The organism is Hymenobacter taeanensis (assembly GCF_013137895.1).
GTDB classification, from domain to species: domain Bacteria; phylum Bacteroidota; class Bacteroidia; order Cytophagales; family Hymenobacteraceae; genus Hymenobacter; species Hymenobacter taeanensis.
In genome coordinates, this window is record NZ_CP053538.1 from 129,129 (window position 1) to 149,792 (window position 20,664).

The following is a 20,664-nucleotide window of genomic DNA, read 5'->3' on the forward strand; positions in this document are numbered from 1 at the left end:
CCCATGTAGTATGTTAATCAGCTTGCGCAAGTCACCGCTTTATCAAAACATTAAACAAATACGCCTAACGGTCAAGACCAAGATCTGGATGGCGGTGACGAGCATTGTATTGCTTTTTTCCTTCTTCGTTTTATTTTATTTACCTGCTATTCAGGAAAAAACACTACTTAACAACTTCAATAAGGAAGTGCAAAACCAAGCAAACACAGTTGCGCTAGGTGTTAAAATAGCCATGACTGAGCAAAATTTTGAGGGCGTGCAAACTGCCATGGATTTTGTAAAAAAAGACCCTCTACTACGCTTTGTTAGCTTACTACAGACCGATACAGTTTGGAACACCAACCATACTACTTATAAGATAAACAGAACAGTATTTAAAACCTATCCTGATAATAAGCAGATAGATGTTAATGCTACCTCTAATGACTCAACCGTTATAAAAAGAACGAATTTCAGCACACCCATAATGCACGGAGAGGTAGTACTAGCCTTTTCTACCCGCGAAATAATTCAGGGTAAGCGAAAAATCAGAATCACCTCTTTATTCTTCAGCTTCCTGGTTTTTAGCATTGGTATTGGCATTGGCTTTGGGTTAGCCAGGAGTATTTCCATTCCAGTGCTAAAGCTCAGAGATGCCGCTACGAAAGTGGGAAGAGGCGACCTTACCCAGCGAGTGTCCAGCAAGTCTAGGGATGAAATAGGTGAGCTAGGGCTGGCTTTCAACAAAATGGTCACTGACTTATCAACGGCGCGCCAGGAGTTGGAAGACAGAACGAAAGAGTTGATAAAGGAGAAAGAAAAGTCAGATGATTTATTTGAGGGGCTTAATAAAACTCTCACGGATCTAAAAGAAACGCAAGAGCAATTAATTCGGCAGGAGAAGCTGGCTTCTATTGGTCAGCTTACTAAAGGTCTGGTTGATCGGTTGCTTAATCCGCTGAATTATGTAAACAATTTTGCCGCTATATCAAACGAACTATTAGATGAAAGCAGAGAAATATTAAGCAAAGATGCTTACGCAGCAGATGAATACATTCAGGCTGAATTGGTGCCGTTGCTTACCATGATTGAAACGAATACAGAAAAGATCAGGGAGCATGGAAACAGCCTGACAAGAATCATCAAAAGCATGGATAAACTTTTACAAGTTAAATCTGATATTTTTATTGAAACAGATATAAACGCTTTTATAGAAAATCAATTAGCTGCTTATAAAAATGAAATAGATGAAACTCATCATCATATAACCTTCGAGCTAGTGCAAGAGCCAGGCAGCAACTGCACTACTAAAATAGTACCAGCTGAAATGAGCTCTGTTATTTACAATATCATCAATAATGCTATTTACGCACTGCATGAAAAATCATTAATAGACACTACCTTTCAGCCTAAAATAACTATTAAAACTGCCAGTACTGATCAAGACACAGAGATAATAATACAAGACAATGGCAATGGTATCTCCGACATTGAAAAGCAACAGTTATTCTCTCCCTTCTTTACTACCAAGCCTACGTCAAAGGGGGTAGGTTTGGGGCTGTTTATTAGTCAGGATATTATTAAGATGCATAAGGGAAGTATAACTGTTGAAACGGAATTAAACTCATTTACCACGTTCACAATCCGTCTACCTCTATCACCTGCCGCTGAAAATGCGTGAGAGGTATACGCACATCATCAGGGCTATACACCTGCAGTAGAATTTGACGAACAGTAGCGCAAAATAGCGAGCGTGGCGAGTGGCCTAGCAGCAATTTATTGCGCTCTGAGTTAGTACCAGCAACCAAAGGTAATTTCAAGAGCCTACTTCAGTTCTTTGAACTTCCGACGGATAACCTGCTGCACGGGTACATTTTCAATTTTGCTTTCCAGCCAGGAGATGATGTCGAGGTAAAGGAAAGGGCGGCGCTCAAAAGGGTTTTCGGCAATGCGGATCAGCTTATTTTTGAGCTTGATGAAGGCATCTTTGAGTTCGAAGGGAGCAATGTCGCCGAGGTTGCGTAGGAACTGGAAGATGGCTTCCTGCATCTGCTGCTGGTCGTTCATTTTGCCCAGGAAGCGGTACACCAAGCGAATTTGATACTCCAGCGCTTCGTCGCGGCCAGCTTCGTAGTGGGCAATCAGGTTGAGGATGCGGGCAAAGCACTGGATATCCTCGCGCAGGTTGGCTTCCTTGAAATAGATCACCTTGTTGAGGTACTCAATAGCCTTGTCGGGCTGGCCGCTGCCGAAGTACAGGCTGGCAATTTTGTAGTAGAACACCAGGCGCCGGTGCGAGTCGAGCTGAATCCGGAAGTAGTCGAGCTTTTCTAGCAGATCCGGAATGATTGTGAGCCCTTCCGTGAACTGCCCACGCATGAAATACCCATTGAGCCGATTCGTGTAGATGTACAGGAACAGCAGCATTTCAATGTTGGGACTGGTGCGCCGGTCGGGGTCGGCGGCGTAGGCCTCCAGCTGCGCCAGAACCTGCTCAAATTTGCTGTAGTAGAGCATGTTATGCGCCGTAATCAGCAGGTTATGCAGGCCTTTGATGTAGAGCATGGCCTGCTGCTCGCGCATGGTGGGGTTGTTCTCGAACAGGTCTACCCACTTTTGCGCATAGCGGAAGCACAGGCGGAAGTTTTGCGTAATGGTGTAGTACCACACGTGCGCCTGGTAGTAGTAAAGCTGTTCGTAGAAACCCGCCTGGCGCGGATCGAGCGCGGGCAACCCATTGCGAAAGTAGGCCGTGATTTTCTCGTAATCCTGCTGGTTGCGGGTGTGCCCGATTTTGAGGTAGCGTCCGTACATGCGCAGCGCCAGGTTGGAAAGCTCATGCTCCCGCGCCAGGTGCGTAACCGTATCAGTCGCCTCGTCTGATAGCTCCCGGGCCCGGCCGCGCAGGCTCCGCGTGATGTATTGCCCTTCAATGAGCTTCTCGAAATCGAGAGCTAGCAGCACGATATGCGGCATCTCAGACTGATGGGCCGTAGCCTTTATCTTTTCCAACATGCGCAGGCTGTGCTGATAGAGGCCCCGGTTGTAAAGCACGCGGGCGTAATCCAGCTGCTCGTGGAGCTGAATATCGAGGTTATGACCGGCGTGATACATGCGCAGACTAGCCAGCAGTTGGCGGTACAGATTGGCCTTGAGGTTGGCTACTTGTACTTTCTTAATGGCTGGCACCTGGGCTAGCACGCGCTCCTCATCGTACTTCTCCTGCCCGTCAAGCGCATCAAAAAGCTGCAGAAACTTCAGCCCATCGGTAGAGCCCTGCCGGTTGGCAAACAGCCGGAAGTGCCGCTTCTCAGTGCGGGTCAGGGTCTTAATGAGCTGAAAAACCGGATCGGTGTTTTCGTTGGGCATTGTATTAATTAAAATGTCAAGTTATTGATTTATAGACATTTGCTGTTTTAAAACTAAATAGTAGAAATAGTAAGGAAGTAAGAAAAAAGTTTTAGCGGCTGCATTAACGTCATGTACTTGCGCTCATCAATAGAGCGTAAAGATGATATGCCCGAGCACTTTTCCACCTCCTGGTCCGCAATTTTTCTTCCGCTGATAACGGCCGGCTGGCGGGCCATCATCACGCAGGCTGCTCCCTCCGGAAACGCCGTTAGTGGTTGTTATGCTCTGCAAAGAATAGAATCAAATCAAGGCCCTGGCAGGCCACTCCCAACACCCTCTTCCTCCTTCCACTTCCGCTTCCCATGACCACTGCTTTCTGCCTCGTCCTGCTAGTCATTATTCTGCCATTGCCAGGCTGAAAGGAAGCGCCTTGTCTCTGATCCGACTAGCCTTTCTCAGCCCAGCGCTCGGAAAGGTTTTTTCATAGCCGGTTTTCCCTCTCCTTACCTCACTTACTACCATGTATTTCACCAGTAATACCATTGCCTTTTTGGATGGCGAGTTCGTGCCGGCCGAGCAGGCTACCTGCGGCGTGTATGCCCAGTCGCTGCACTATGGCTACTCCGTATTCGAGGGCATCAGGGCCTACAATACACCCGCCGGAGCCCGCATTTTCAAGGCAGAGGAACACTATGAGCGGCTGCATTACTCGTGCAAAGCAGTGGGGCTGCCGCTGGAGTACTCGGTAGAGGAACTCACACGCATCAGCTATGAGGTACTGAAACGCAACAACCTGACGGATGCGTACATCCGCCCGCTGGTGTATGCCGCCACGCCCAACATGAGCCTCAAGGCAGCCACCACCAGCAACTTACTGATTGCAGTGTGGGAATGGGGCAAATACCTCGGCGACCAAAGCCTGCGCCTCACCATCTCGCCCTATGAGCGCCCCAACCCCAAAGCGGTGCCCATTGAGGCGAAAGTAGGCGGCCACTATGTTAACTCCATCATTGCCAGCACCGAGGCCAAAAGCCGCGGCTACGATGAAGCCCTGCTGCTGGACATGAACGGCTGCGTAGCCGAAGGGCCCGGCGCCAACTTCTTCTTTGAGCGCGACGGAGAGCTGTACACGGCCCCACAAGGCAGCATTCTGCGCGGCATCACCCGCAACACCATCATCGACCTGGCCCGCGAGGCCGGCATCACGGTGCACGAAAAGTTCTTCACCCCCGACGAGCTGCGTACTGCTTCGGCGGCCTTCATGACGGGAACCGCAGCTGAGGTTATCGGCATTGCCTCGGTGGATGATGTAGTATTTGAAAAGTCATTTCAGCACTCCATCGGCGGCATGCTCGCCAGCCATTACCACGCTTTGGTAACGGGGCAAGCCGTGAGCCGCAACGCTTCAATAGTGGCCTAGCGGTGGACCTCACCCCCCGGCCCCCTCTCCTCAGGGAGAGGGGTAGCCTCACGACAATGAATAGCCAACCTGAATAGCGCGCCTTCATTAGGCCATCTTTTATCATATCTCGAGAGCCCATTGTTCATTGCCTCCGTGGCTCCCCCTCTCCCTGAGGAGAGGGGGCCGGGGGGTGAGGTCCACCACCAGAACAATACAACTTCCTCCACCCAATGGCCTTGAACAAATACAGCCGCATCTACACCCAGGACGACAGCCTGCCGGCATCCCAAGCCATGCTTATTGGCTCGGGGCTTTCGGATGCTGATTTGCACAAGCCGTTCGTGGGCATCTGCTCCACGGGCTTCGAGGGCAATACCTGCAACATGCACTTGAACGGCCTGGCCGATCAGGTGAAGGTAGGCGTGCAGGAGCAAGGCTTGGTGGGGCTGCGGTTTAACACGATTGGGGTAAGCGACGGAATTACCAATGGCACGGCGGGCATGCGCTACTCCCTGGTTTCCCGGGAAATCATTGCCGATTCCATTGAGGCCATGGCCGGGGCGCACAACTACGATGCCCTGGCCTGCGTGATGGGCTGCGACAAAAACATGCCCGGTGCTCTCATTGCTATGGCGCGCCTGAACCGGCCTTCCCTGATGGTGTACGGGGGCACCATTAAGGGCGGCACGTTTAAGGGGCAGCAGCTCAACATTGTGTCGTGCTTTGAGGCCTACGGCAAGAAGCTGCAGGGGCAGATATCGGACGAGGATTACAAGGGCATCATCCACAATGCCTGCCCGGGGCCCGGAGCCTGCGGCGGCATGTACACGGCGAATACCATGGCGGCGGCCATTGAAACGCTGGGCATGAGCGTCCCGTTTTCCTCGTCCTCCCCTGCGGTTAGCCAGGAGAAGCAGCAGGAGTGCCTCACAGCCGGCGCCTACCTGCGCCGCCTGCTCGAACTCGACCTCAAGCCCCGCGACATTCTGGTGCGCGAGGCCTTCGAAAATGCTCTGGTGATGACGACCGTGCTAGGCGGCTCTACCAACGCTGTGCTCCACCTGATTGCCATTGCCCACGCCGCTGGCGTGCACCTCACCATGGAAGACTTTCAGGCCGTCAGCAACCGTACCCCGGTACTAGCCGACCTCAAGCCCAGCGGCAAGTACCTGATGGAAGATTTATCGGCGCTGGGCGGGGTGCCAGCCGTGATGAAAACCTTGCTGAACCTAGGCCTCCTCCACGGCGATTTACTAACGGTAACCGGCCAGACCCTCGCCGAAAACCTCGCCGACGTGCAGCCCCTGGGCGCCGAGCAGGATTTGCTTCGCCCCCTGGATAACCCCATCAAAGCCGACGGCCATATTCAGATCCTGTATGGCAATCTGGCTTCGAAGGGAGCTGTTGCCAAAATTACCGGCAAGGAAGGTCTGCGGTTTGAGGGCCCGGCCATTGTGTTCAACTCCGAAGAAGAGCTGAACGAAGGCATCACGCAGGGCAAGATTCAGCCCGGCCAGGTAGTCGTGATTCGTTACGTGGGGCCCAAGGGCGGACCGGGTATGCCGGAAATGCTCAAGCCGACCTCGGCCATTATTGGGGCCGGCCTGGGCGACAAAGTGGCCCTGATTACGGACGGCCGCTTTTCGGGTGGCACGCATGGCTTCGTGATTGGGCACGTGTGCCCCGAGGCCTACGACGGCGGCACCATTGCGCTGGTAGAGGACGGCGACTGGATTGTGCTGGACGCCGGTACCAACACCATTGATGTGCAGGTAGATGACGCCTTGCTGGAACTACGCCGCCAGCAGTGGCAGCGGCCCCGGCCTAACGTGCAACAAGGCGTGCTGCTGAAGTATATCCGCACGGTTAGCGACGCGAGCCGCGGCTGTATCACCGATTACCAGGAAGACCATGTACTTGAACCCACCACCCCAGCCCGTGCCAACCTCGCCTGAAACGGCCGTAGCTACGGCGTTGCCTAGCACCCAGCCCCTATCGGGAGCCCAGGCCACGCTGCATGCCCTGCTGGCGGAGGGCGTGGATACTGTGTTCGGCTACCCCGGCGGCGCCATCATCCCGATCTATGACGCGCTCTACGACTTCAAGGAGCAGCTGAACCATGTGCTGGTGCGCCACGAGCAGGGCGGCATTCACGCGGCCCAGGGCTACGCCCGGTCGTCGGGTAAGGTGGGCGTGGTATTCGCGACCAGTGGCCCTGGCGCTACCAACCTGGTGACTGGCCTAGCCGATGCCCTGATTGATAGCACGCCGCTGGTGTGCATTACGGGCCAGGTGTTTGCGCACTTGCTGGGCACCGATGCCTTTCAGGAAACCGACATCATCAACATCACCACACCCATTACCAAGTGGAACCATCAGGTAACGGACGCCAGTGAAATTCCGGAGGCGCTGGCCAAGGCCTTCTACATCGCGCGCAGCGGCCGGCCCGGTCCGGTCCTGATTGATATCACCAAAAACGCCCAGATGCAAAAGGCGGAGTTCCCGCCGTATCAGCCCTGCAACCATATCCGCAGCTACCGCCCCAGGCCACTCGTGCGCTCAGAATATGTGGCGCAGGCAGCCGCCCTCATCAACCAAGCCAAGCGCCCTCTGGTGCTGTGGGGCCAAGGCGTGTTGCTAGGCCAGGCAGAGCAGGAGTTCAAACAGTTCATTGAGAAAAGCGGCATTCCGGCGGCCTGGACCATCCTCGGCGCTGGTGCCCTACCCACCGGCCACCCCCTCAACGTGGGCATGCTGGGCATGCACGGCAACTACGGTCCCAACGTGCTGACCAATGAGTGCGACGTGCTCATTGCCATTGGCATGCGCTTCGACGACCGGGTAACGGGCCGCCTCGACAAATACGCCCGCCAAGCCCAGGTTATTCACCTCGACATCGACCCCACCGAAATCGACAAGAACGTGAAGGCCACCGTGCCGGTGTGGGGCGACTGTAAGGAAACCCTGCCCCTGCTCACAGAGCTAGTGGAAGCCCGCACCCACCCCGAGTGGCGCCAACGCTTCCGAGACCACGACGCGGAGGAAATTGCCGCTGTCATTCAGGACGAGCTGTTTCCGACCTCCGACGAGCTGACCATGGGCGAGGTAATCCAGCAGCTGAATGAGCTGACCCAGGGCGAGGCCATCATCGTGACCGACGTAGGCCAGCACCAGATGGTGGCTTGCCGCTACGCCCGGCTCAACCACACCCGCAGTAACATCACCAGCGGTGGCCTGGGCACCATGGGCTTTGCTCTGCCGGCCGCCATCGGGGCCAAGTACGGCGCCCCAGAGCGCACGGTGGTAGCTGTCATCGGTGATGGGGGCATTCAGATGACGATTCAGGAGTTGGGCACCATCATGCAGACCGGCGTGAACGTGAAAATCCTGCTGCTCAACAACCAGTTTCTGGGCATGGTACGCCAGTGGCAGGAGATGTTTCATGACCGGCGCTACTCCTTCGTTGACATTGCCAGCCCCGACTACGTGACCGTGGCCAGCGGCTACAGCATTGCCGGCCGCCGCGTGGAGTACCGCCCCGAGCTGCAAGCCGCCCTCCGCGAGATGCTGGAACACCCCGGCTCCTTCCTACTGGAGGTGATGGTAACCAAGGAGAACAACATCTTCCCGATGGTGCCCCAAGGCTGCGGGGTTGGGGAGATACGGTTGAAGTAGAACGATTCAAAAGCCTGGCAGAACGTCAAGCTGAGCGCAGCCGAAGCATCTCTACCGCTTCGCTGCTGAGGCCTAGGCCAGTGATTAGCCAGAGGGAGAGATGCTTCGGCTGCGCGGACGCCAGATCAAGCATGACAGGCCATTTAGTAGCTAATAACATGCACCAGCAATCCATCGACCGGCGGGAGTACAACATCACGGCTTACACCGAGAACCAAGTGGGGCTGCTGAACCGCATTGCCATCATCTTCTCCCGGCGCAAAATCAACATCGAGAGTCTCAACACCTCCCCTTCGGAGGTAGAAGGCATTCACCGCTTCAATATTGTGGTGGTGGAAACCGAGGATGTAGTGCGCAAGATTGCCCGTCAGATTGAAAAGCAGGTGGAAGTACTCAAGGTGTACTTCAATACCAACGAGGACGTCATCTGGCAGGAAATGGCGCTCTACAAAGTGCCCACCGACGTCATTGCGGAGCGCGTGATTGTGGAGCGCCTACTGCGGGAGCACGGTGCCCGCGTTGTGGTAATTCGCAAGGATTACACGGTGTTCGAAACCACCGGCCATCGCGAGGAAACCGACAAGCTCCTGACGGTGCTGCAGCCCTACGGCCTCATCGAGTTTGTGCGCTCGGCCCGCATTGCCATAATTAAAGACAGCCAGGGCTTTCATCACAAACTCCGCGAGTTTGAGCGCACCGAGCCCAGCCCGGAGGTCAGCGAAAACGACTACCTCAACAGCCGCGACAAGGTATTCACGATGTGACCTCACCCCCGGCCCCTCTCCTCCGGGAGAGGGGTGCGTTCTAGAAGCAATTATCAAGGAGCAATGATCAGTAACACATTACTCATTCATCATGGCCCCGCGTCTGGCACCCCTCTCCCCGAGGAGAGGGGCTGGGGGTGAGGTCCCCCATAGAACAACAACTCAAATTCATCTTCCAACTCAATACCTAACCTCATGGCAACCATCAACTTTGGCGGCGTAGAAGAGCACGTAGTTACCCGCGACGAATTCCCTCTGGAGAAAGCCCGCGCAATTCTGAAAGAGGAAACTATTGCCGTGATTGGCTACGGCGTGCAGGGCCCCGGCCAGGCGCTAAACCTGCGCGACAACGGCTTCAACGTCATCATTGGGCAACGCCGCGACTCTGCTTCCTGGAGCAAGGCCGAAGCGGATGGCTGGGTGGAAGGCGAAACGCTGTTCGACATTGAAGAAGCTGCCGAGCGAGGCACCATCATCGCCAACCTGCTCTCCGATGCTGGCCAGATTGCGGTGTGGCCTACGCTGAAAGCCAAGCTGACGGCCGGCAAAACCCTGTACTTCTCACACGGCTTCGGCATCACCTTCAATGACCAGACTGGCATCATTCCGCCCGCCGATGTAGACGTGGTATTAGTGGCTCCGAAGGGTAGCGGCACCAGCCTGCGCCGCCTGTTTGTGGCCGGAGGCGGGTTAAACTCGTCGTTTGCCGTGTACCAGGATGCTACCGGACAGGCCTACGACAAGGCTATTGCCCTGGGCATTGGGGTAGGCTCGGGCTACTTGTTTGAAACCGACTTCAAGCGCGAAGTGTACTCTGACCTCACCGGCGAGCGGGGCGTACTGATGGGGGCCTTGGCCGGCATCATCGAGGCTCAATACCAAGTGCTGCGCCAGCGGGGCCACTCCCCTTCCGAGGCCTTCAACGAAACCGTGGAGGAGCTCACCCAGAGCCTCGTACCACTGGTAGGTGAAAACGGCATGGACTGGATGTTCAGCAACTGCTCCGTAACCGCTCAGCGCGGCGCCCTCGACTGGAAAGGCCGCTTCCGCGAGGCTACCCTGCCCGTACTTAACGAACTCTACGACAGCGTAGCCTCAGGCCAGGAAGCCGCCCGCACCATCCAGCGTGGCTCTACTCCCGGCTACCGCAAGGAGCTGGAAGCGGAACTGAAGGAAGTACGCGACTCAGAGCTGTGGCAGACCGGTGCCACGGTGCGCGAGCTACGTTCTAAAGCCACTGAGAAAGTAGAGGAGCTAAGCTAAAAGCCTCTGGAAATTAACAAGAACGTCATGCCGTGCGCAGCCGAGACATCTCGCGTGCTGACGTTGGGGTAGTATTCACTCCCCCTCTCCCCGTGGAGAGGGGCCGGGGGGTGAGGTCCAACGATTCGAGCGAGATGTCTCGACTGCGCTCGACATGACGTTCTTTTTGTTGCTCACAACTCACCTATGGAACAAGACACTCTCACCTCTGCCCCCACGGTGCGGCTGGAAAACGTGGAACGGGCGGCCCGCACGCTGGATGGCGTCATCTACAAAACGCTGCTGCAGCACAACCTAGGCCTGTCGGAGGCGTATGGGGCGCAGGTGTACCTGAAGCGTGAGGACCTACAAGTGGTGCGTTCCTACAAAATCAGGGGGGCGTATAACAAGATGGCCGGCCTGAGCCGGGAGCAGTCGGGGCGGGATGTGGTGTGCGCCAGCGCGGGCAACCACGCGCAGGGAGTGGCCTACGCCTGCCAGCTATTGGGGCTGCGGGGCCACATTTTTATGCCCGCCCAAACCCCGGCGCAGAAGGTAAACAAGGTGCGCTTGTTTGGGAAAGACCAGGTAGAAGTCATCCTGACCGGGGCCACCTTCGATGACACGTATAAGGCCGCGAAAGACTTCTGCGACCAGCGGGGCAGCACCTTCGTGCATCCCTTTGATGACCTGGCCATTGTGGAAGGTCAGGCCACGGTAGGCCTGGAGATTCTGCGCGACGCCCCCGGCTCCATTGACTATTGCTTTATGCCTATTGGTGGCGGTGGCCTAGCCTCGGGCGTGAGCAGCGTGTTTCGGCAGTTGAGCCCCCACACCAAGCTGATTGGGGTGCAGCCGCTGGGGGCTCCTTCCATGCAGCGTGCTATGCAGACTGGCCTACGCCAACCCCTGGAGCACATCGAGAGCTTCGTGGACGGCGCCGCCGTAAAATGCCCCGGCGAACTGACGTTTGAGTTGTGCCGGGAGCTGCTAGATGAGGTGGCCTTGGTACCAGAAGGCCAAGTGTGCGAGGACCTGCTGAAGATGTATAACGAGGAAGGCATTGTGCTGGAGCCGGCGGGCACGCTCAGCGTCTCGGCCCTGCACCAGTACGCCGACCAGATCCGGGGCAAAACGGTAGTGTGTGTGCTCAGCGGCTCTAACAACGACATTACCCGCATGGAGGACATCAAGGAACGCGCCATGCGCCACCAAGGCCGCAAGCACTACTTCCTAGTAACCTTCAACCAGAAGCCCGGGGCCCTGCGCCGCTTCGTGAACCACGTACTGCGCGAGGACGACGACATCATCCAGTTTCAGTACATCAAGAAGAACAACAAGGAAAAAGGCCCCGTTTTCATCGGCCTAGAAGTCCAGCGCCCTCACGATATAGAAGGAATCCAGTTGCGCATGGCCGCCGAAGGCTTCGGCTACGAATACCTAAACGGCAAGCAGGACTTCCTGAGTTTACTGGTTTGAAGCAGAGGAAAAGTCAGATTGCAATATTATTCCTCACTCACATTTAATACTATTTAAAATCTTCCGGCTTTAGCATAACATTAAAACCCTTGTCTCTTTCCGGGTCATAGAAAGAAACTCCAATATCTTTCAGTAGCTTTTATTTATCTCTTTGGCCTTTGACTTTGCCTTTTCTACATAGTGGTTTTCGACTACATACTTAGCAAACTTAACCGCTGCCTGTTTAAACTCTTTTTCTTCGGCGTTACCATTTTCAGGCATTTTCGTTTCAACCTGAATGGCTAACAGTCCTTTATCTTTCTCGATATGGACAATGTTTATTCCCCTTACTTTATAAGTAATATTGTCTATCAAAATAGTAGACACGTCTTCTACTGGTGTTTCTTGTCCTGCAGTGGTGAAGGCCTTCGAGCTATTGAGAGGTATATTTTGCACCGATACTAGTCTTTTAGGACTCACCCCTGCTACCAAATTCGAATTTTCAAAAAATAATACATCCACATACACATCAGCATTAGTATCCGAACTTTTTGAAAGCCCTTTAAACCTATAGAAATTTATTTTTTTACTATCAATAATTTTCACTCTACTCATCGACAAATCATACGAGGTGGCAGTTGAAAGAATGGCGCTTATTTGCCCCAAGCCCGTACTTAATTGTTCTTCTGAAAAATTAGGCACATTCTTTTTATCAAAGAGTTGCCACACCTCTTGGGTTTTACCCTCAGAAATAAGTATTATAACTTTCCTCCCAATTGCTACTTGCTCGTTATCTGGCTGCTGCCCAAATGCTATATTAAAGGTTAGCAGCAAGCCCAGAATTAGTATTATTTTAAAATCCTTCATGATTTTTGCTAGTAGATATAGCGTTCAGTATTCCGGAACCCGAAGATAGTTTCTTGAAACACTATTCTGCGAGTTGGCGTGGCAGCATAACCCCATTTTTGTCAAATCAGACTATCTGATGAGGTCATCTAAATTAAGCATTAGACAGATTTGCCCTTGTACACAGCAAATACATAAAATTCTAACTATCAATACATTGATCAACAAAACCAACTTTTTGAAATAGTAGGCGTGCCGAGAAAACGTTTTTATACGCACGGCTAAGCCATGTACTTGCGGGCAGCAAATTTCGCTGACTGAACCCTAGAGACATGGCAACTCAGAAAATCCACATCTTCGACACGACCCTGCGCGACGGGGAACAGGTGCCGGGCTGCAAGCTGAACCGCGACGAGAAACTCCTCATTGCCCGACAGCTAGAGCTACTGGGTGTAGATGTAATTGAGGCTGGTTTTCCGGTGTCGAGCCCAGGCGATTTTGCGGCGGTGGCAGCCATTGCGGCCCAGACGCGCTACGCGACGGTATGTGGCCTTTCTCGGGCGGTGGAGAATGATATTATTACGGCCGCTGAGGCGTTGAAATCAGCCAAGTACCCACGCATTCACACCGGTATTGGCACCTCCGATTCGCATATCAAGTTCAAGCTCTGCACTACCCCAGAAAAAGTGTTGGAGCGGGCGGTGGCAGCCGTAAAGCTGGCTAAGTCCTTCGTGGAGGACGTGGAGTTTTACGCCGAAGACGCGGGGCGCACAGATAATGAGTTTCTGGCCCGAGTCTGCGAGGCCGCTATTCGCGCTGGTGCCACCGTGCTGAACATTCCCGATACTACTGGCTACTGCTTGCCTAGTGAGTACGGGGCCAAGATCAAATACTTAGTGGATAATGTGCGCGGCATTGAGCACGTGCGCCTTTCTACGCATTGCCACAACGACTTGGGCATGGCTACGGCCAACTCTATTGCCGGCGTGCTCAACGGTGCTCAGCAGGTTGAGTGTACCATCAACGGGGTAGGTGAGCGGGCCGGCAATACGGCCCTGGAAGAAGCCGTAATGGTGCTCCGCCAGCATCCCTACCTCAACTTCGAGACGGGCATCAACACCAGGCTGCTCGCCGAAACCTCGGCTATGGTATCGCACCTCATGTCGATGCCGGTGCAGCCCAACAAGGCTATTGTAGGCGCCAACGCCTTCTCGCACTCCAGCGGCATTCACCAGGACGGCGTCATCAAGCACCGCGAGACCTACGAAATTATTGACCCCCGTGAAGTGGGCATGCCTGATTCGGCCATTGTGCTCACCGCCCGCTCCGGCCGCGCGGCCCTGGCCTACCGCCTCCAGAAAATCGGCTACGACTTTGACCGCACCTCCCTCAACAAGGCCTACGCCTCCTTCCTCGTGCTGGCCGACCGCCAGAAGGAAGTGGTAGACGAAGACTTGCACGTGATGGTGGAGCAAGAGCAGTTGGTGCCGGTAGGGTAACATAATGACGTGCAGTAGAGACGCAACATCCTGCGTCTCGTCGTTGAACGATTTTAGCAGAATGACTGGCCTAGCACGGAGCGAGAGGTAGACAACCTCAGCAACTACAAGACGCAAAATATTGCTTCTCTGCTGCTAGCAACGATACCGAGCATTGTGGTTCTACCCCATGCTTCCTCCCAAACTCTTACCCTCCTACCCTCACCCCCTTATTCACCACCCCCACCCATCTCATGGCTAAGACCTTATTTGATAAAATTTGGGACGCGCACGTGGTGCGCGAAGTAGCCGGTGGCCTCACGGTGTTTTACATCGACCGCCATCTGATTCATGAAGTAACCAGCCCCCAGGCGTTTGACGAGCTAACGGCCCGCGGCCTCACGCTGCGCCGCCCGGGGCAGATAGTAGCTACCGCCGACCACAACGTGCCCACGCGCCACCAGGATCAGCCGATTCAGGACCCGCTGTCTCGCTCCCAGGTGGATAAGCTTACGGAGAACTGCGCTAGGTTTGGCGTGGAGCTGTATGGCCTAGGCCACCAGTACCAGGGCATTGTGCACGTAATTGGGCCAGAGCTGGGCATCACGCAGCCAGGCCTGACCATGGTGTGCGGCGACAGCCACACCTCTACCCACGGCGCCTTTGGCACCATAGCTTTCGGCATTGGCACGAGCCAGGTGACGCAGGTAATGGCCTCGCAGTGCCTGCTGCTGGATAAGCCCAAGCGCATGCGCATTACCCTGGACGGTGCCCTGCGGCCCGGCGTAACGGCCAAAGATTTAATTCTGTACATGATTTCTCAACTGGGCACCGGCGGCGCCACCGGCTACTTTGTAGAGTACGCCGGCAGCGCCATTCGCGGCCTGAGCATGGAAGGCCGCATGACGGTCTGCAACATGAGCATCGAAATGGGCGCCCGCGGCGGCCTCATTGCCCCCGATGCCACCACATTCGACTATCTAGCAGGTCGCCGGTTTGCCCCCCAGGGCGAGAACTGGGACCGAGCCGTGGCTTACTGGCAGACTCTGTACTCCGACGAGGACGCCGTGTTTGATGCCGAATTGCAGTTTGATGCCTCGGCCATTCAGCCCATGATAACCTACGGCACCAACCCCGGCATGGGCATTCCGCTGGCGGCCAACATTCCGGTGCTTAACGGGGGTAGCGAGGCCACCAGCTTCGATAAGTCGTTGCGTTACATGGGTTTCCAGCCGGGCGAGTCGCTGTTGGGCAAGGAAATCAACTACGTGTTTATTGGAAGCTGTACCAACTCGCGCATTGAGGATTTGCGCACGGTAGCGGCCTACGTGCGGGGCAAGCAGAAAGCAGCCCATGTGGAGGCCATCATCGTGCCCGGCTCCAAGCAGGTAGAGCAGCAAGCTATTGCCGAAGGCCTCGATAAAGTGCTGGCCGAAGCCGGCTTCGAGCTGCGCGAACCAGGCTGCAGCGCCTGCCTAGCCATGAACGACGACAAGATTCCGGCCGGCGCCTACTGCGTCTCCACTTCGAACCGCAACTTCGAAGGCCGCCAGGGTCCCGGCGCCCGCACGCTGTTAGCCTCGCCGCTGGTAGCAGCTATTACAGCGGTAGAAGGCCGCTTAGTAGACATCACGCAGTATTTGAACTAGCACTAGAGCTAGGGCTCCCCTCCTCAGATGAGGAGGGGTTGGGGGTGGTTGACACACCGTTGAACGACTTACTAATACTAGTTCTAAAAACTGTTCTAGGCCACTTCAACCACCCCTAACCCCTCCTCATCTGAGGAGGGGAGCCTAGTCTAGTTCTAACTTACAACCCTTCCCACCCCATGGAAAAATTTCAAACGCTACGCTCCGGCGTGGTGCCACTTCCGATAGAAAATGTGGATACGGACCAGATCATTCCGGCGCGCTTTCTGAAGGCCACGACCCGCGAAGGATTTGGCTCGAACCTCTTTGCCGACTGGCGCTATACCGCTGACGGGCAGCCCAAGCCGGATTTCGTGCTGAACGATGCTCGCTACCAAGGCCATCAGATTCTGCTGGCCGGCAAGAACTTCGGGTGTGGCTCTAGCCGGGAGCACGCCGCCTGGGCCTTGTATGACGCCGGATTTCGCGTGGTCGTCAGCAGCTACTTCGCCGATATTTTTCGGGGCAACGCGCTGAATACTGGCCTACTGCCCCTGCAGGCTTCGGATGAGGTATTGCAGGGCCTGTTTGCAGTGGTAGCGCAGGACCCGCAGGCTGCTTTAACCGTGGATCTGCAGGCGCAAACTCTTACGGTACCAGACTGGACTGAGGCGATTCATTTCGAGTTGGACCCTTACAAAAAAGAGTGCCTGATCAACGGGTACGACGACATCGATTTTCTCATTAGCCAGGAGGCGGCCATCACGGCTTTTGAACAGCAACAGTCATGGGTATTCTAAGCAAACGCATTGTAGTGTTGCCGGGCGACGGCATTGGCCCCGAAGTATGTAGTGAGGCCGTGCGCGTGCTGCGGGCCGTGTCCAGCCGCTTTGGGCACGAGTTTACGTTTGATTACCAGCTGATGGGAGCCTGCGCCATTGATGCTACCGGCTCGCCCCTCCCCGACGCAACTCTGGACGCCTGCCGCCGCGCCGACGCCGTGCTGCTCGGCGCCGTCGGGGACCCCAAATACGACAACGACCCCACGGCCAAAGTGCGCCCCGAGCAGGGCCTGCTGGGCCTGCGCAAGGAGTTGGGCCTGTACGCCAACATCCGGCCTATCACGGCCTACGACCAACTGCTGGAACACTCTCCGCTAAAAGCGGAGCGCATCCGGGGCACCGATATTCTGATTTTCCGGGAGCTGACCGGCGGCATTTATTTCGGCGAGAAAGGCCGTAGCGAAGACCGCACCTCGGCCTACGACCACTGCACTTACTCACGGGAGGAAATCCTACGCATTGCGCACCGGGCCTTCAAAGCCGCTGAAACGCGCCGTCACCAGCTCACGCTGGTAGATAAGGCCAACGTGCTGGAAACCTCCCGACTCTGGCGCGAAACCGTACAGAGCATTGCTCCCGAGTATCCCAGCGTAGCCCTCGACTATCTGTTCGTCGACAACGCCGCCATGCAGATCATCCTCAACCCTCGGCAGTTCGACGTTATCCTGACGGAGAACATGTTTGGCGACATTATTTCGGACGAGGCCTCGGTAATTGCGGGCTCCCTAGGCCTGTTGCCGTCGGCTTCAGTGGGTAATGGCGCGGCGCTGTTTGAGCCCATCCATGGCTCTTACCCGCAGGCCAAGGGCAAAGGTATTGCCAATCCCATGGCCACCATCCTCTCGGCCGCCATGCTCCTCGACCACTTCCACCTGCAGGAAGAAGCCGACTGCGTGCGCGACGCCGTGCAGCATGCCCTCGACCAGGGCGTAGTAACGCCGGAACTGAACCCAACCACGCTGTATAGTACTGAGCAGGTGGGCAACTTCATTGCCTACAGCGTGCTCGACATTGCCGACTGCGAAGTACACCGCAACAACATCAAGCTCGGCATGAGCACCATTATCTAAGAAAAGACCCAGGGGTGGGTTAAAAGAAGCTCGGGGGTCAGGCAGCAATGTCTGGTGCTCGGGCTTTCTTTTTTGCAGAGATGGCATTCCGAGTACCACGAGGAATCTGGGAGTGGCCTAGAAGCTGACTCAGAGTTCTCGCGGTGCTCGGAATGACAGTTTGAAGCAGCCCTCAACCTAACCTACCATCTCCTCCATTTCGCCTTACAGTAGCTGCGCTTCGCCCTGTTTTCGATGGAAATAAGTCTGGGCATTTCGGATGTTTAACTCAGCTTATAGGCTAGCCTGCTCTGTCCGACACCTCTTCATTTGCCGCTATTTCCCCCATGATCAGCTTTTTCCTTCCTCTGCGCTGCGTGTTATATACCCGCTTTCTGCTGCCGACTGGCCTAGGCCAGTCTTGGGCCCAGTCGTTTAGGTTTCCGAAGCAACAGGTAGTCACGCGGCCCGGCAAGCACGATGCCTTTCTGGAGGAGCCCATTCAGTTTGGGCAGGTGATGGTTAGCTTCGTGCAGAAACTCCCCCGCTAGCCCTTTCGCATGGCCCACCCTGCTGCTCAAACGCCCCTGCACCCCCTCAACGACCGGCGCTTTGTGCTGACTGGAATACCGGTGCTGGCCCTGCTGGTACTCATCCCGCGCGGGCTACTGCACGTGCGCTCGTGGCAGGAAGTAGTGGTGGCGTGGCTGTTTTCGCTGGTATTCACCACAGCCTTCTGGCTATCGGGGCGGGCATTGTGGCTAGGCCTGTTTCGCCGAATGCCGCGCGTGGAGCAGACCGGCCGGCGCTTGTGGTGGCTGGCCGGCACTAATACGCTCACGGCCATGCTGGTCACGCTGGGCCTAGGAAGCCTGGCTGCCTGGGCGCAAGGTGGCCACCTCGATGCTTCCACCTTTTGGTTCGAGTTCGGGCTCAACATGGTGCCTACCGTGATGGTGCAGCTTATTTATGAAAGCCGCCACTTCTTCCAGCAATGGGAGCAGAACGTGCGCCGCGCTGAGCAGCTCCAGAGTGCGGGCGTGCAAAGCCAGCTCGAAGCTCTGCAAAGTCAGCTCGATCCGCACTTCCTCTTTAACTCTCTTAACACCCTCTCGGCTTTGGTTGAGCCGGAAAATGAGCCGGCCCAGCGGTTTGTGGAACAGCTCTCCGATGTGTACCGCTACGTGCTACTGGCCCGTGAGAGAACCACCGTGCTCCTAAGCGAAGAACTGGCGTTCGTAGACACTTACCTGGCCCTTCATAAAGTCCGTTTCCGTGACAACCTGCGCGTGACCCAGCATGTACCACCCGAAGCCCTAGGCCAGTTGGTGGCGCCGCTGAGCATTCAGCTGCTAGTGGAAAACGCCCTGAAGCACAACGTAGCCTCGCGGGAGCACCCGCTGGAGCTGCACCTTACCGCCGACCTTACCGCGCACTATATTGTGGTTGAAAACACGTTACGCCCCCGCACGGCAGGCCTTGCGCCCGGCACCGGCACTGGCCTACGCAACGTGCGCCACCGCTACGAATTGTTAGGTGCGCTCCTGCCCGTTGTGGTGAGTGCAGCTAATGGGGTCTTTCAGGTAAAGCTCCCACTGCTGCCAGCACGCTAGCATAGTATTGCACTACGCCTCCTGATAGTTACTCTTCATAACCTCACCATTCGCTATTTCACCACTTAATGATTGCTCTGCTGCTCGAAGATGAATACCCGGCCGCCGAGCGGCTCCAACGCCTGCTCCGGCAAGCTGCGCCAGAAGCCCAAGTTGCCGCCGTGCTCGACAGCGTGGCCGGGGCCGTGCAGTGGCTCAGCGTAAACCCGGCCCCCGACCTTATTCTATCTGATATTCAATTGGCCGACGGCCTGAGCCTGGATGTGTTTGATCAGCTGGTAGTACGCAGCCCCGTTATCTTCACCACCGCTTACGACGCCTACGCCATCCGGGCCTTTAAAGCCAACAGCGTCGACTACCTGCTGAAGCCCGTGAAGCTGGCCGAATTGCAAGCCGCCCTTGCCAAGCTCCGGGAGTGGCACGCCGCGCCGGCTGCGTCACCTACCACCGAAACCCCTCAGCCAGACGATACCGCGCATCGCCTGGAGCGCCTGCTCGACGCCCTCCCCCGCCCCGACCGCCAGTACAAAAACCGCTTCCTGGTGCGCAGCGGAGAACAATTGCTCCCCCTCGCCGCCAGCCAGGTGGCCTGGTTCCAGAGCCGCCACGAAACTACCACCCTCGCCGCCACGGATGGCCGCCGTTTTGTGGTCGATTATACCCTAGAGCAATTAGAAAGCTTGCTAGACCCCACGCAGTTTTTCCGTCTCAACCGCCAGTTCATTGCTCAACTACCCGCCGTGCAACGCCTGCACCCGCACTTTAATGGCAAGCTGCTGCTAGATCTGCACCCCACTCCAAGTGAGGAGGTGCTAGTGAGCCGGGAAAAGGCGGCGGCCGTGAAGAGCTGGCTGGAAGGGTGAATAGTAATTAGGCCAAGGCCTTCATGCTGAGCTTGCCGAAGCATCTCTACCGCTACATTGAAGAGTAAAAATCAGTTATCCTCTTCAGAATCAGTTAGCCATTCTGTTTCATCATAAACAGGCTGAGGCAACCTGCCCTCTAACCAAGTTTTAAGGTTATTTGGTGTGAAGTCCTTACTCGTATTCTCAATCACCCAAGACAGAAACTCCTCAGGTCCACCGTTCATATATGGCGGTGGAGAAACCGGATAAAATCTAGTTGGCAATTTCTCGTGCAAAGACAGATAATTGACAACGTGGCCTAGCTCCTGCACCACTTGCCATGCCAATGGATGCTTGATATCAATTCTAAATTTTACCCACCACAACCCATCTTCATTGATCTCTTTACCATCCACACCTTCAAGAGCAGGTATTTGCAGTAGAAAAGTCTGAAGCGAATCAAATGTCCGAAGATTTATCATTGACTATTGT

Annotated in this window: 17 protein-coding genes; 14 read left to right on the forward strand and 3 right to left on the reverse strand. The window is 55.5% G+C overall.

Features of this window, described 5'->3' with window-relative positions; translation table 11 throughout:
• Window positions 1–10: 10 nt before the first annotated feature.
• Window positions 11–1,660 carry a sensor histidine kinase gene (locus HMJ29_RS00585; protein ID WP_171589661.1) on the forward strand — a complete coding sequence of 550 codons (1,650 nt, stop codon included), beginning with the start codon at window positions 11–13 and terminating at the stop codon, window positions 1,658–1,660.
• A 143-nt stretch (window positions 1,661–1,803) separates the two neighbouring features.
• Here the strand turns inward: HMJ29_RS00585 and HMJ29_RS00590 are convergent, their stop codons facing one another.
• A complete protein-coding gene (locus HMJ29_RS00590) occupies window positions 1,804–3,348 on the reverse strand; it encodes a hypothetical protein (protein ID WP_216634082.1) in 1,545 nt (514 codons plus the stop codon).
• A gap of 502 nt (window positions 3,349–3,850) precedes the next feature.
• Here HMJ29_RS00590 and HMJ29_RS00595 point away from each other — a divergent pair.
• The 6 genes from HMJ29_RS00595 (at window position 3,851) to ilvA (ending at window position 11,892) form a co-directional block, all read left to right on the forward strand.
• Window positions 3,851–4,750 carry a branched-chain amino acid transaminase gene (locus HMJ29_RS00595; RefSeq protein ID WP_171589662.1) on the forward strand — a complete coding sequence of 300 codons (900 nt, stop codon included), beginning with the start codon at window positions 3,851–3,853 and terminating at the stop codon, window positions 4,748–4,750.
• Window positions 4,751–4,962: 212 nt separating this feature from the next.
• Window positions 4,963–6,687 (forward strand): dihydroxy-acid dehydratase, encoded by a 1,725-nt coding sequence (gene ilvD, locus HMJ29_RS00600; protein ID WP_171589663.1) that lies wholly within the window; start codon window positions 4,963–4,965, stop codon window positions 6,685–6,687.
• Window positions 6,644–8,407, forward strand: a complete 1,764-nt coding sequence (ilvB, locus tag HMJ29_RS00605) for a biosynthetic-type acetolactate synthase large subunit (RefSeq protein ID WP_171589664.1) — start codon at window positions 6,644–6,646, stop codon at window positions 8,405–8,407. The genes ilvD and ilvB overlap by 44 nt, the downstream gene beginning before the upstream one ends.
• A 158-nt stretch (window positions 8,408–8,565) precedes the next feature.
• Window positions 8,566–9,171 carry an acetolactate synthase small subunit gene (gene ilvN / locus HMJ29_RS00610; RefSeq protein WP_171589665.1) on the forward strand — a complete coding sequence of 202 codons (606 nt, stop codon included), beginning with the start codon at window positions 8,566–8,568 and terminating at the stop codon, window positions 9,169–9,171.
• 195 nt (window positions 9,172–9,366) lie between these two features.
• Complete coding sequence (ilvC, locus tag HMJ29_RS00615) at window positions 9,367–10,434, forward strand: ketol-acid reductoisomerase (protein WP_171589666.1); 1,068 nt, start codon at window positions 9,367–9,369, stop codon at window positions 10,432–10,434.
• Between the two features lie 186 nt (window positions 10,435–10,620).
• The gene (gene ilvA, locus HMJ29_RS00620; protein ID WP_171589667.1) at window positions 10,621–11,892 is read left to right on the forward strand and encodes a threonine ammonia-lyase IlvA; all 1,272 of its coding nucleotides are present in this window, start codon (window positions 10,621–10,623) and stop codon (window positions 11,890–11,892) included.
• Window positions 11,893–12,021: 129 nt separating this feature from the next.
• On the opposite strand, the gene HMJ29_RS00625 is transcribed toward ilvA, so the two are convergent.
• Window positions 12,022–12,738, reverse strand: coding sequence for a hypothetical protein (locus HMJ29_RS00625; RefSeq protein WP_171589668.1), 717 nt, complete (start codon window positions 12,736–12,738; stop codon window positions 12,022–12,024).
• Between the two features lie 311 nt (window positions 12,739–13,049).
• On the opposite strand from HMJ29_RS00625, the gene HMJ29_RS00630 reads away from it, so the two are divergent.
• The 7 genes from HMJ29_RS00630 (at window position 13,050) to HMJ29_RS00660 (ending at window position 20,190) form a co-directional block, all read left to right on the forward strand.
• Window positions 13,050–14,216: a 2-isopropylmalate synthase gene (locus HMJ29_RS00630; RefSeq protein WP_171589669.1), complete on the forward strand. Its 1,167-nt coding sequence runs from the start codon at window positions 13,050–13,052 to the stop codon at window positions 14,214–14,216.
• Window positions 14,217–14,449: 233 nt separating this feature from the next.
• Window positions 14,450–15,844: a 3-isopropylmalate dehydratase large subunit gene (gene leuC, locus HMJ29_RS00635; protein ID WP_171589670.1), complete on the forward strand. Its 1,395-nt coding sequence runs from the start codon at window positions 14,450–14,452 to the stop codon at window positions 15,842–15,844.
• A gap of 179 nt (window positions 15,845–16,023) precedes the next feature.
• Window positions 16,024–16,623 (forward strand): 3-isopropylmalate dehydratase small subunit, encoded by a 600-nt coding sequence (leuD, locus tag HMJ29_RS00640; RefSeq protein ID WP_171589671.1) that lies wholly within the window; start codon window positions 16,024–16,026, stop codon window positions 16,621–16,623.
• Window positions 16,611–17,735, forward strand: coding sequence for a 3-isopropylmalate dehydrogenase (gene leuB / locus HMJ29_RS00645; RefSeq protein ID WP_171589672.1), 1,125 nt, complete (start codon window positions 16,611–16,613; stop codon window positions 17,733–17,735). The genes leuD and leuB overlap by 13 nt, the downstream gene beginning before the upstream one ends.
• Window positions 17,736–18,061: 326 nt before the next feature.
• The gene (locus tag HMJ29_RS00650; protein WP_171589673.1) at window positions 18,062–18,265 is read left to right on the forward strand and encodes a hypothetical protein; all 204 of its coding nucleotides are present in this window, start codon (window positions 18,062–18,064) and stop codon (window positions 18,263–18,265) included.
• A gap of 9 nt (window positions 18,266–18,274) precedes the next feature.
• Window positions 18,275–19,327, forward strand: a complete 1,053-nt coding sequence (locus HMJ29_RS00655; RefSeq protein WP_171589674.1) for a sensor histidine kinase — start codon at window positions 18,275–18,277, stop codon at window positions 19,325–19,327.
• A gap of 68 nt (window positions 19,328–19,395) precedes the next feature.
• On the forward strand, window positions 19,396–20,190 hold the full coding sequence (locus HMJ29_RS00660; RefSeq protein WP_171589675.1) for a LytR/AlgR family response regulator transcription factor: 795 nt from the start codon (window positions 19,396–19,398) through the stop codon (window positions 20,188–20,190).
• A 71-nt stretch (window positions 20,191–20,261) separates the two neighbouring features.
• On the opposite strand, the gene HMJ29_RS00665 is transcribed toward HMJ29_RS00660, so the two are convergent.
• Entirely contained in the window at window positions 20,262–20,654 is a 393-nt protein-coding gene (locus HMJ29_RS00665; RefSeq protein ID WP_171589676.1) for a hypothetical protein, read from the reverse strand.
• Window positions 20,655–20,664 lie beyond the last annotated feature (10 nt).